The 12,130-nt window shown below is 67.7% G+C and carries 12 protein-coding genes; 8 read left to right on the top strand and 4 right to left on the bottom strand.

From position 1 onward, the window contains the following. Positions 1-10: 10 nt before the first annotated feature. Positions 11-553: a WhiB family transcriptional regulator gene (locus tag AC1DHX_RS05555; protein ID WP_230008885.1), complete on the bottom strand. Its 543-nt coding sequence runs from the start codon at positions 551-553 to the stop codon at positions 11-13. A gap of 370 nt (positions 554-923) precedes the next feature. On the opposite strand from AC1DHX_RS05555, the gene AC1DHX_RS05550 reads away from it, so the two are divergent. Continuing rightward, positions 924-1,628, top strand: coding sequence for a TIGR03089 family protein (locus AC1DHX_RS05550; protein ID WP_476859140.1), 705 nt, complete (start codon positions 924-926; stop codon positions 1,626-1,628). 76 nt (positions 1,629-1,704) lie between these two features. On the opposite strand, the gene AC1DHX_RS05545 is transcribed toward AC1DHX_RS05550, so the two are convergent. Then, entirely contained in the window at positions 1,705-2,271 is a 567-nt protein-coding gene (locus AC1DHX_RS05545) for a GtrA family protein (RefSeq protein ID WP_223914153.1), read from the bottom strand. A gap of 268 nt (positions 2,272-2,539) precedes the next feature. On the opposite strand from AC1DHX_RS05545, the gene AC1DHX_RS05540 reads away from it, so the two are divergent. From AC1DHX_RS05540 to AC1DHX_RS05520, 5 genes are all read left to right on the top strand, one after another. Further along, positions 2,540-3,688, top strand: coding sequence for a 5-(carboxyamino)imidazole ribonucleotide synthase (locus tag AC1DHX_RS05540; RefSeq protein WP_476859218.1), 1,149 nt, complete (start codon positions 2,540-2,542; stop codon positions 3,686-3,688). A gap of 83 nt (positions 3,689-3,771) precedes the next feature. Further along, positions 3,772-4,296: a 5-(carboxyamino)imidazole ribonucleotide mutase gene (gene purE / locus AC1DHX_RS05535; protein WP_476859219.1), complete on the top strand. Its 525-nt coding sequence runs from the start codon at positions 3,772-3,774 to the stop codon at positions 4,294-4,296. Positions 4,297-4,318: 22 nt separating this feature from the next. Continuing rightward, positions 4,319-5,950 (top strand): LCP family protein, encoded by a 1,632-nt coding sequence (locus tag AC1DHX_RS05530; RefSeq protein ID WP_476899895.1) that lies wholly within the window; start codon positions 4,319-4,321, stop codon positions 5,948-5,950. An 80-nt stretch (positions 5,951-6,030) separates the two neighbouring features. Continuing rightward, positions 6,031-7,320: a mannose-6-phosphate isomerase, class I gene (gene manA / locus AC1DHX_RS05525; protein ID WP_476859142.1), complete on the top strand. Its 1,290-nt coding sequence runs from the start codon at positions 6,031-6,033 to the stop codon at positions 7,318-7,320. A gap of 4 nt (positions 7,321-7,324) precedes the next feature. After that, positions 7,325-8,296: a lipid II:glycine glycyltransferase FemX gene (locus AC1DHX_RS05520; protein WP_230008873.1), complete on the top strand. Its 972-nt coding sequence runs from the start codon at positions 7,325-7,327 to the stop codon at positions 8,294-8,296. An 82-nt stretch (positions 8,297-8,378) separates the two neighbouring features. On the opposite strand, the gene galE is transcribed toward AC1DHX_RS05520, so the two are convergent. Both galE and glpX read right to left on the bottom strand, forming a co-directional pair. Then, positions 8,379-9,350 (bottom strand): UDP-glucose 4-epimerase GalE, encoded by a 972-nt coding sequence (gene galE, locus AC1DHX_RS05515; protein WP_476899894.1) that lies wholly within the window; start codon positions 9,348-9,350, stop codon positions 8,379-8,381. A gap of 151 nt (positions 9,351-9,501) precedes the next feature. Further along, positions 9,502-10,524 (bottom strand): class II fructose-bisphosphatase, encoded by a 1,023-nt coding sequence (gene glpX / locus AC1DHX_RS05510; protein ID WP_028277383.1) that lies wholly within the window; start codon positions 10,522-10,524, stop codon positions 9,502-9,504. A 195-nt stretch (positions 10,525-10,719) separates the two neighbouring features. On the opposite strand from glpX, the gene AC1DHX_RS05505 reads away from it, so the two are divergent. Both AC1DHX_RS05505 and AC1DHX_RS05500 read left to right on the top strand, forming a co-directional pair. Continuing rightward, positions 10,720-11,454 (top strand): DUF4245 domain-containing protein, encoded by a 735-nt coding sequence (locus tag AC1DHX_RS05505; protein WP_476859143.1) that lies wholly within the window; start codon positions 10,720-10,722, stop codon positions 11,452-11,454. A gap of 9 nt (positions 11,455-11,463) precedes the next feature. Then, entirely contained in the window at positions 11,464-12,078 is a 615-nt protein-coding gene (locus tag AC1DHX_RS05500) for a carbonic anhydrase (RefSeq protein ID WP_476899893.1), read from the top strand. The last annotated feature ends 52 nt before the right edge of the window (positions 12,079-12,130 follow it).

Genomic DNA, 12,130 nt, shown 5'->3' with positions numbered 1-12,130 from the left:
TCTTGAAGAATTAGACTGCTCGCTTCCTAAGCCGGCGCCGCTCGCGCTCGGAGAGGCCTCCCCAGATCCCGAAGCGCTCGTCGTTGGACAAGGCGTACTCGAGGCACTGGGAACGCACATTGCAGGCGCCGCAGACTTTCTTGGCGTCGCGGGTGGAGCCGCCCTTTTCGGGGAAGAAGGCTTCGGGATCAGTCTGGGCGCACAGGGCATCGGTCTGCCAGCCGAGCTCGCCCTCGTCGTCGAATTCCTGCCGGGACGGCAGGCCGATCCAGACTGGCTGCCCGGCGGTACCGGAACCGGGCGAATGGAGCTCCATCGGCGGGTCGAGGGGATCGGTGTCATGATCCGGGCCGGACAGGAGCTCGTCGTGCGCTGCGAGGAAGGCCGTGGCGGCCTCCTGCAGGGAATCCTTGGTGTGTTCGTTATAGCGGTCAGCTGCGTCCGGATCCGCCGGATCTACGTACCAGTCAGTCGGCACGCCGCGCGACCGGTATTTCGCCGTGGCCTGGCCGGCAACTACGGCATCTTCATGGATACGCTCTGCTAGCCCCATGGCGTCCCCCTCCTGATTTGCAGCCACTGCAAGACCCCCTTGGACACTCGGTTGAGTGCCGGTTTTTGTGCAGTGGCTTTAGATAACTAATTACACGCGTGTAAGTATCCGGGAGTCAAGCCACGGCGGAGATAATAATCAACTTGATACACAAAGTGGAGGCACGCCACGCCCGGAATTTTTTCGCCTCTCCCGCGAGAACCCCCGGAATAATCAGGGTACTGAGCACTTTTGGGGCTTTTCATTGAATTTTCGGGAAATTTTCCCGCGCCCTGCGCGGACCCCGCCGAACGCCGGGGCCGCCGGGGTGACGGACGTCACGGAGCCGGGGACTCATCGGCCGTGACAACAGCCGTGGCAAGATGAGGGCATGAGCATTCCGGCAATCGACCTGATGACAGCGCTGCGGTCCGGCCAGGCCACGGCGCCCCGGCTGACCTGGTACGGCCCCGATGCGGAACGGGTTGAACTCTCTGGCCGCGTGCTGGACAACTGGGTCGCGAAGACTTCCAACCTGCTGCAGGACGAACTCGACGCCGAACCGGGCATGCGGCTGCGCCTGGACCTGCCCGCGCACTGGAAGTCGGTGATCCTGGCCCTCGCGGCCTGGCAGCTTGGCATGGAAGTGGTCTTCGACGACGCGGAGGCTGACCTGCTGGCCACCGCGGACCCGGGTCCGGGCGCTGCCGCGGGCGGGTTCGACGCCGTCCTGGCCGTGTCGTTGCCGGCACTGGCCATGCGGTGGACGGGTGAACTGCCCAGCGGCGTCCTCGACTACGCCGCCGAGGTCCGCTCCCACGGCGACATTTTCATGCCCCACGTGGATCCGGAGGCGGGACGTCTCGCCGTCCGCACCTCCGACGGCGCAGCCCATGCGCACGGGGCGCTCCTGGACGGTTTTGCCGCGGCCCAGGACCCCGGGCTGCGGCTGCTCGTTCCGGCGGCCGACGGCCTCGAAACCGTCCTTGCGCAGTCATTGGGAACCTGGAAGGCCGACGGTTCCGTGGTCCTGGTGCACCCCGAGGTAGAGGTGACCGGCAAACTGCGGGACGCCGAGCGCATCAGCGGGGACTGATCCCCACGCGCTGAATCCCCGGCACCGATTCCCGGGCACCGATCCCCAGCCGCTGATTCCCCGGGACGGCGGTTCCTTAGGCCGGCGGGCCGGGCAGTTCCGGATCGTTGACGGGTTCCCTGACGGCTGCCGTGGCAACCGGCTGGGAGTGCGGGTGCCGTTCGATGATCTCGTGGTCGTGCGAGAACTCGGGCTCTGCGTCGAGTTCCTGGTTGAACACCAGGAAGCGGTAGGCAAAGAACCGGACCACGGTCGCGACCAGGATGCCGACCACCCCGGCGAGGAAGAGCATGTTCTTGTCGGTGACTCCCATGCCGTACTTCGCGACGGCGGTCAGGCCGGTGGAGATGCCGATGCCGATCCCGTTGATGATGAGGAACATCACGAACTCGCGCAGCACGTTGGCCTGCCGGCGGTGCCGGAACGTCCAAAAACGGTTCGCAACCCAGGAAAAGACCGTCGCCACGCTGGCCCCGAAGAAGCGGGCCTTGGCCTCGCTGTCGGTCATGGGACCGTGCATCAGGTAAAACGTCAGTCCGTTGTCGATGACGAACGCGATGCCGCCGACGGCACCGAACTTGGCCACTTCGCGCCAGAACAGCGAGGCAAGCCCGCGCATGCGCTCGTTAAGTGTAGTAATCATGACCCTCCGTGGCCTTCTGGAACTGTCGGCCATTGGGCCAAACGCCCATTTTAGCGCCGTTTCCCGGGAGTCCGCCCGCAGCGGCCGCTCAGACGGCTCCCTGCGGACCCGGCGGCGGGCGCCGGGCGGGCGGGTGCGAAACCCCCGTCCCGGCACCGTTCCCGCGCTTGCCAATCCCCAAAAGCCGGGTTCCCGTGAGGTTTTCGGTAGGCTGGGACTTGTGACTTTTCCTGTAATCGGTGTTGTTGGCGGCGGCCAACTTGCCCGCATGATGGCCCCTGCCGCGACCGCCCTGGGCTTTGAGCTCCGTGTTCTCGCCGAAGGCGAGGACGTCTCCGCAGTCTCTGCCGTGGCTAACGCCCCGGTTGGCGACTACAAGGACCTGGAGCATCTGCTCGAGTTCTCCCGCGGCCTCGACGTCCTGACCTTCGACCACGAACACGTCCCCACGGCGCACCTGCGGTCCTTGATCGGTGCCGGCGTGAACGTCCATCCCGGCCCGGATGCCCTGGTCAACGCCCAGGACAAGCTGGTGATGCGCGCCGCGATCGACCGGCTCGAGCTTCCGAACCCCACGTGGGCCTCCGTCGCCAATGTCGCGGACCTCGTCGCCTTCGGCGAGCAGACCGGCTGGCCGGTGGTGTTGAAAATGCCCCGCGGCGGCTACGACGGCAAGGGCGTGCGCATCGTGTCCTCGGCCGAGGACGCGGCGGCCTCCGCCGACTGGTTCGAGGCCATGTCCCCCCTGTTGGCCGAAGCCAAGGTGGAATTCAGCCGGGAGCTCTCGGCCATGGTCGCGAGGACGCCTGACGGTGAAACACGGGCCTGGCCGGTGGTGCACACCATCCAGGTGGACGGGGTCTGCGATGAAGTCATTGCCCCGGCCCTGGACATCTCCGTCGATGTTGCCGCAGCCGCGGAAAACGCCGCGGTCCGGATCGCCGGCGAACTCGGCGTGACCGGTGTCATGGCCGTCGAACTCTTCGAGACCCCGGGCGTGGGCGCCGGGTTCCTGATCAATGAACTCGCCATGCGCCCGCACAATACCGGGCACTGGACCCAGGACGGCTCGGTGACCAGCCAGTTCGAGCAGCACCTGCGGGCCATCCTGAACCTGCCGCTGGGCGCCACTGACCTGCTGGGGCCCGTCGTGGTGATGAAGAACTTCCTCGGCGGCGCCAACCAGGACCTCTATTCCGCCTTCCCCGCCGCCCTCGCGAGCGAACCGGCCGCGAAGGTGCACTGCTACGGCAAGGCCGTCCGGCCCGGACGGAAGATCGGCCACGTCAACCTGGTCGGGACCTCAGCTGCCGACGTCGACTCCGTGCGGCAGCGGGCCACCACCGTGGCCGACATCATCCGGAACGGCCGGGCCCACGCCGGCGCAATGCCGGCAACCTCCGAGGAGACCGCATGAGCACCGCAGCCAGCCCCGAAGCCAACAAAGCGGGAACCCCCCTCGCCGGCACCCGCGCGGATACCCCGCTCGTGGGCCTCGTGATGGGCTCGGATTCGGACTGGCCGGTCATGGAAGCCGCCGCCGAAGCCCTCGCCGAGTTTGGAATCCCGTTCGAGGCCGACGTCGTCTCGGCCCACCGGATGCCCACGGAGATGATCCGCTACGGCCAGACGGCCCACGAGCGCGGTCTTCGCCTGATCATCGCCGGCGCCGGCGGCGCCGCGCATCTTCCCGGCATGCTGGCCTCGGTCACTCCCCTGCCGGTGATCGGCGTCCCCGTGCCGTTGAAGACCCTGGACGGCATGGATTCCCTGCTGTCCATCGTGCAGATGCCGGCAGGCGTTCCGGTCGCCACCGTCTCGATCGGCGGCGCGCGCAACGCCGGCCTCCTGGCCGTGCGCATGCTGGCCTCGGGCACGGACGAACTGGCCATCCAGCTCCGGGCGGACCTCCTGGAGTTCGCCCAGGAGCTGAACGACGTCGCAACCCGGAAGGGCGCGAACCTGCGGCACAAGGTCAGCGAAGTGTTCGCCGCCGGAAACGTCACCCCGCGTAGCGGCAATTAAGGCAGCCATTAGGAATCCCGGCATGAGCAGCAGCTACGCCCCCACACACCGCCCTGAGCAGTCCGGGCGGGCACTGGGCGACCCGGTCCGGCACCCCTCCGGTGCCCCGTCCCCGGTGCTCACCAAGCGGGCGTTCGTCCTGATCCTCATGACGCTGCTGGTTCCCGGCAGCGCCCAAACCGTCGCCGGCAGTCGCCGGCTTGGCCGGGCCGCGCTGCGCGTGACCTTCACGGTCTGGGCGCTGGCCCTGCTGGCCGTGCTGCTCCTGCTCGTGTCCCGCTCCACGCTGATCAACCTCCTCACCGGCACGGTGCCTTCGCTCCTGCTGGTGCTCGGCCTCGCCTGCCTGGCCATCGGCTGGGCAGCCGTGTTCCTGAACACCTTGCGCCTGATCCGGCCCGGGATGCTGGCGCCCAGGATCCGTCCCGCGGTGGTGCTGGCGCTCGTGCTGGCCATGATCCTCAGCAGCGGATCCCTGGGCTACGCGGCCTATCTGCTCAATGTCAGCCGCAACGCCATCGGCAGCATCTTCTCCGGCTCCGGCCCCACCCTTGAGCCGTCCGAGGGCCGGTACAACTTCCTGATGATGGGCGGCGACGCCGGAGCGGACCGCACAGGCCGCCGGCCGGACAGCCTCTCGGTGATCAGCGTCGATGCCAAGACCGGCAGCACGGCGATCATCTCCGTGCCCCGCAACCTCCAGAACGCCCAGTTCAGCGCGGAGTCGCCGATGCGCCAGGTGTACCCGGATGGCTACAACTGCGGCGACGAATGCCTGATCAACGCGATCAACACCGAGGTCACCAACCAGCACCAGGACCTCTATCCCGGGGTGGCCGACCCCGGGGCGCAGGCCACCCTCGAAGCGGTGTCAGGAACGCTGGGCATCAAGGTACAGGCCTAMGTGCTCGTGGACATGGACGGTTTTTCCAAGCTCATCGACGCCATGGGCGGCATCCGGATCAAGGCCGGCGGCTGGGTCCCCATCAGCGGGCCGATGGTGGATGAGGCCAACGGCATCCACGGCATGCCGGACGGTTGGATTCCGGCCGGAGACCAGACGCTCGACGGCTTCCACGCCCTCTGGTACGGCCGGTCCCGGGAATTCGTGGACGACTATGCCCGCATCCAGCGCCAGCAGTGCGTGCAGCAGGCGATGCTGAAGCAGCTCGACCCGGCAAAACTGCTGGCCAAGTTTGAGGACATCGCCAAGGCTGGCACCAAGGTGGTCGAGTCGAACATCTCCTCCGGCCAGCTCGGCAGTTTCGTGGACCTGGCCATGAAGGCCAAGGGGCAGGATGTCAGCCGCCTGACCATCGGTCCGCCGGACTTCGACGCCGCCTTCTCCACGTCCCCGGACTTCGACGTCATCCACGCGCGGGTGGCCAAACTGCTGGCCAGCCCGTCCGCCGGTGCCGCAGCCGCACCTGACGATGCGGTCCTGCAGCCCGGAACGGCCGCCGGGCCGGTCTCCGCCGCCGGCCCCGTCCCGGCCACCGATCCCCCGCCCGCACCGTCGGACTTCACCCCCGTGACCACCACGCCGGACGGCAAGCAGATCACCGAAGAGATGCTGAACCAGTTCAAGCGCAACGGCGACGAACAGTCCATCCGCGACCTCGTCGCCACCAACGGACAGTGCGCGCCGCTCTAACCCCGGCAGCAGCCTTGACCGCAGCAGTGCGACCACATTTCTTTGACGAGACATTTCATTGATCAGACAGGGACCAGGCCATGTACGAACTTGAGAACGTCCTCCGGCCCTACGCCTGGGGCTCCCCGACGGCCATCGCCGGGCTGCTGGGCAGGCCGGCTTCCGGCGGTCCTGAAGCGGAGCTTTGGATCGGCGCCCACCCGGGCTCCCCGTCCGTCGCGCTGACGCCGGCGCCCGGCGGTGCCGGCCGGCACGCACCCGCAACGCACGACGGCGGACGGCTGCCGCTGGACGCCCTGATCGCCGGGGATCCGGAACATTGCCTGGGCAGCGCGAGCGTGGCCGCTTTCGGTCCGCGCCTGCCGTTCCTGCTCAAGGTCCTCGCGGCCGAGGCGCCCTTGTCCCTGCAGGTGCACCCGACGCTCGCCCAGGCCCGGGAGGGCTTCGCGCGCGAGGAAGCCGCCGGCGTCGACCCTGCCGCGACGGAGCGCAACTACAAGGACGATAACCACAAGCCCGAAATGATCTTCGCGCTGGCTCCGTTCGAGGCCCTCTGCGGGTTCCGGCCGGCCGCGGAATCCCGTGCGGTCTTCCAGCATCTGGCGGCGTGCTTCGAGCTCGCCGGGCTGGAGCTGCCGCCGCTGGTCCCGCAACTGCTCGAGGACCTGGCGCAGCCGGACGAACCCGTGGCCCTGCGCTCCGCCTTCGAACGCCTCATCTCCGGCGGCGGGGACGTCGCCGAGGCGACGGCGACGATCGTTGCGGCTCTCGTCTCCGGTGCCCCGATGGCCGGGCACGAGGCGGAACTGTCCACCGCGGTGAGCCTGAACGGCCGGTACCCCGGAGATCCGGGAGTGCTGATTTCCCTGCTGCTGAACCGGATTTCCCTCGCCCCCGGTGAGGCCGTGTACCTCCCGGCCGGCAATGTCCATGCCTACCTGCACGGCCTCGGCATCGAGGTCATGGCGTCCTCGGACAACGTGCTCCGCGGCGGGCTCACGCCGAAATTCGTCGACGTGCCGGAACTGCTGAAGACCGTGGCGTTCGAGGCCGTCGAGGTGCCCATGCTCCCCGCCGAGACCACCATGCTGGGCCAGGAACTCTTCCGGCCGCCGTTCCGGGAATTCCAGCTGCAGCGAATTGTTGTGGCGCCCGGCGCGGAGCCCGTCCCGTTGGCGCAGTCCGGTGCCGCCGTCGTCATTGTCACCCACGGCTCCGTCCGCCTCGACTCCCCCAAGGGCGAGCTCCGGCTGGAAAGGGGCGCCAGTGCCTTCCTGCCCGCCGCCGAGGCACCGGTCAATGTCCACGCCGTCTCCGGCGCCACCGGCCCCGCCCTGGCATTTGCCGTCACCACCGCATTGGAAGCCTGACACCATGGATTATTTCCTGCAGAGCCCGCAGTGGGCACAGTTCCAGCGTTCGCTGGGACGCACCGTCCACGAACAGTCCGGGCCCGGGTGGCGCTTCCTTGCGGTGGAGGAATCCAATCCGGCCGGTAAACTGCTGTACTCCCCGTACGGCCCGGTCGCCGAGTCACTGGCAGCGTTCGACGCCGCACTGGCGGCCCTGACGGACCTCGCCCGGACCAGCGGGGCCGTGTTTGTCCGGGTTGAGCCGGTCACCGCAGGATTCACCGCAGCCGAAGCCGACTCGGTACTCCGCAGCCGCGGCCTGCAGCCGGCCCCGGCCAGCCAGCAGCCCGAGCTCAGCTGGATTGTGGACCTCGACCGGGATTTCAAGGACGTCCTGGCGGATATGAAGCCGGCGAACCGGAACCTGTTCCGCAACATCCACAAGAAGGGCGTGAGCTTCCGCTCCAGCCAGGATCCGGCAGAGATCGCCGTCCTCCTGGAGTTCTTGCACATGACGGCCGCCCGCAACGGCTTCAAGCCGCAAAGCGACGAATACCTGACCCAGGTGGCCCTCTCGCTGATGCCGGCCGGCGCGGCGACGCTGTTCATCGCGGAGCTCGACGGCCACCCCATCGCCGCAGCCCTGGCCTACGACTCGGCCGACACCCGGACCTACGCGCACGCCGCCCTGGACGACACCCACCGCAAACTCAGCGCGGGCATCCCCCTGCTTGTCACCTTGATCGCGGACGCCCAGGCGAAGGGCCTCAAGCACGTGGATCTCTGGGGCGTGGCGCCGGAGGACCAGCCCGACCACAAATGGGCCGGGTTCACGGCGTTCAAGAAGTCGTTCGGGGGCCGCGGGATCGCGTATCCCGGAACGTGGGACCTGCCGGTCCGGAAGGTGCGCTACGGCAGCTACCAGCTGGCGCGCAAAGGCGCCCAGCTCGCGAAGAAGCTGCGCGCCCGGTCCCGGGCCCTCGCAAACCGCTAAGGGCCCAGCAGGCGGCACCGGCCACCGGGTCGCCCCGGCCAGCCGGGCCGCYRTTTCCCGGTGGCCGGTGTTGGTGGGGGCGTTAGTTGGCCGTAATGGCGTGCCGCTGGGCGTCGTAGGCGCTGGCCACCATCTGCTCCACGGAGTGCCGCATCTTCCAGTCGAGATCGCGGGCGGCCAGCGTGCCGTCGGCCACGATCCGGTCCGGATCCCCTGCCCGCCGCGGACCGATTTCGGGTTCGAAATCGATCCCCGTGACGTCGGCCATCGCCGTCATGATCTGGCGCACGGACAGCCCGTCCCCGGATCCGAGGTTGTACACCCGCTCCAGCGGCTTGCCCGCCTCGAGCGCCTGGGCGGCGGCCACATGCGAGGTGGCCAGGTCCGCCACGTGCACGTAGTCGCGCACGCAAGTTCCGTCCGGCGTGTTGTAGTCGATGCCGTTGATGCGCGGCGTCTTACCGGCCGTGAGCGCCCGCAGCACGATCGGGAAAAGGTTGTGGGGGCTGGTGTCGTAAAGCTCGGGCGCACCTGAGCCGACCACGTTGAAATACCGCAGCGAGGTGTGGCTCAGGCCCCGGGCCCGGCCCTGGTCACGGATCAGCCACTCGCCGAYGAGTTTGCTCTCGCCGTAGGGCGATTCCGGGTTGGTGGGCGTCGCTTCGGTGACGATGTCGCCGGTGGGCGTGCCGTAGGTAGCCGCGGACGAGGAGAACACCAGTTTGTCGACGCCGGTGAGCTCCATGGCCTTGAGCAGTTGCGCGGTGCCCGTGACGTTCTGTTCATAAGTCAGCAGCGGCTCCTGGACGGAAACCCCGGCGTACTTGAAACCGGCCAGGTGGATCACCCCGGTCACCGCGTGCTCCCGCAGCGTGCGGGCCACGAGGTCGGCGTCGAGGATGCTGCCATGGATGAACGGCACATCGGCCGGCACGAACTCACGGTGCCCGCTGGAGAGGGAGTCAATCACCACCGGCTGAATCCGGGCACCGCGCAAAGCGGAAACCACATGAGAACCGATATATCCTGCACCGCCAGTTACGAGCCACGTCATGGCTCCACCCTATCTAATCCCACGGGCCCCGGCCGCCGCACCGCAATAGACACGTCATCATGCACCTGGTTTAGACGACGAATCCCGGACCGCGGAGGCGGCCCGGGATTCGCTGTGCTCTATCGTGCAGTTCAGTGTTGCCGTTCAGGTGCTAGCTCCTGCGGGCGTAGCCTTCCCACTTGCTGGCCTGGTGTTCGCCGTCGACAAAGCGGATCGTGCCGGACTTGGAGCGCATCACGATGGACTGGGTGAGGACCTTGTCCTTGGAGTAGCGGACGCCCTTGAGGAGGTCGCCGTCGGTGATGCCGGTGGCCGCGAAGTAGCAGTTGTCGCTGGAGACGAGGTCGTTGGTCGAGAGCACGCGCTCCAGATCGTGGCCGGCGTCGATCGCTTTCTGCTTCTCTTCGTCGCTCGTGGGCCACAGGCGGCCCTGGATGACGCCGCCGAGGGACTTGATGGCGCAGGCCGCGACGATGCCTTCCGGGGTTCCGCCGATGCCCATGAGGGCGTCGACTCCGGTGCCGGCACGCGCAGCGGCGATGGCCCCCGCGACGTCGCCGTCCATGATGAACTTCGTGCGGGCGCCGGCTTCGCGGATTTCCTCCACGAGGGGGCGGTGCCGGTCGCGGTCCAGGATCATGACGTTGAGCTGGTTGACCTTGACGCCCTTGGCCTTGGCGATCAGGTGCAGATTCTGCTTGACCGGCAGGCGCAGGTCCACCATGTCGGCCGCTTCCGGGCCGGTGACGAGCTTTTCCATGTAGAACACGGCGGAGGGATCGAACATGGAGCCGCGTTCGGCCACGGCCAGGACGGCCAGGGCATTGTTGATGCCAAGGGCGGTCAGCCGGGTTCCGTCGATGGGGTCGACGGCGACGTCGCACTCGGGGCCGGTGCCGTCACCGACGTGCTCGCCGTTGAACAGCATCGGGGCTTCGTCCTTCTCGCCCTCACCGATGACAACGACGCCGTTGAAGTGCACGGTCTGCAGGAAGGAGCGCATGGCGTCCACGGCGGCGCCGTCGGCCTTGTTCTTGTCGCCGAAACCCACCCAGTGGCCGCCGGCGATGGCCGCGGCTTCCGTGACGCGGACAAGTTCCAGCGCGAGGTTGCGGTCAGGCTCATCGATCCCGACGGCGAGCGAGGGGGAAAGCGTGGAGTACTTCTGGGACATGGGCGCTGGTGTCACGTGAACCTCTTCTTCGAGTGGCGGTCGTTGAACCCGTACGGCCAGGATCGATCCGTCGCGGTGATTCGTCTGATATTGATCATAGTCGGGGCGGACCCGGAAGGTCATGGGATGACCGGCGCGTGACGCACTTCACCCTCTGAGGGGCCGCTGCGCCGCGAATGTGAGATCGGCCCGGTCATGCGCGACTATAGAGGGGTGAGTGAATTGCAGGACGCTTCCCCCGCCGCCCCCGGTTCGCCGGCTGGCAGCTCCCCCGCGGCAGGCCCGGCCCCTTCCGGACAGCCGCCCGTGAAGCCCGTCATCGCCGCCGCGGCGGCCAAACGCGCCAACGCCTCCGTGATGGGCATGATCATCGCCCTGGTGGTGAGCATCGCCGCGTTCCTGCCGATCGTCCTCATGAACCCGTCTCCGAAGACCGACGGTTACCGGCCCAACGTCAACGTCAGCGCCACCGCGCAGAACGCGGCGGGTGTGGCGGGATTCACACCCGTGGCGGCCGATACCGGCGACACATTCCGCGCCAACTACGCCCGTTGGGAGTCCGGCGCCGGCAGCGGCGTCCCCGCCTGGGAAGTCGGCTACCTGACGCCCAAGGAATCCTTCATCGCCCTCGTGCAGACCCGCACGGCCAACCCCACCTGGCTCCTGCAGCAGACCAAGAACGCTCCCGTGACCGGCACCCGCAACGCCGGCGGCCGCGACTGGGAACTGCGCGACACCGGCAAGGGCGAGAAATCCATGGTGCTGACTGATCGCGGCACCACCGTCATCCTCTCCGGATCCGCGACGCTGGAGGAGTTCTCCGCCCTGGCCACCGCCGTGGTGAAGTCGCTCGAAAGCAATCCGGCCGCCGGGGCATCGTCCAGCGCGCCAGGCGCAACAGTTTCACCTTCGGCCAGCCCTTCACCGTAAAGTGGCCACGTGGCTACTTATCTGACTCCCGCACTCGCCTGGCAGCGTCTCCGTGAAGGCAACAAGCGTTTTGTCGCCGGCACGTCCTCACACCCCAACCAGGACGCGTCGCGACGCTCGTCGCTGGTTGAAAACCAGCACCCCTTCGCGGTGATCTTCGGTTGCGCCGACTCCAGGCTTGCCGCCGAAATCATCTTCGACCTCGGCCTCGGGGACGCCTTTGTGGTCCGCACCGCCGGCCAGGTGATCGACGACGCCGTGCTTGGCTCGCTGGAATACAGCGTCAGCGAACTGGACGTCCCTCTGATCGTCGTCCTGGGGCACGACAGTTGTGGTGCTGTCACTGCAACCAAGAACGCCGTGGAAACCGGCCAGATGCCGGTCGGTTTCATCCGCAGCCTGGTGGAGCGGATCACCCCGTCCGTGTTGACCTCGCTGCGTAACAATCAGACCGACGTCAACGACATGGTGGTCGAGAACGTCAAGCAGACCTCGCAGCGGCTGGTGGACAGTTCCCGGGTGATTTCGGGCGCAGTCGACARCGGCCGCACCGCCGTGATCGGCCTCGCCTACAGCCTGGCTGACGGCCGGGCCGATCTCGTTTCCAGCATCGGCAGGCTGTAAACCCCGGCGCCCGGCCGTCGCAGCCTGCTCACGGTTTTCGGTGGGACTCCTA

It is taken from the genome of Arthrobacter sp. 05N33_2 (genome assembly GCF_056397425.1).
Note: the sequence above shows the minus strand (reverse complement) of the source record. Positions and strands in the feature narration are given on the sequence as shown.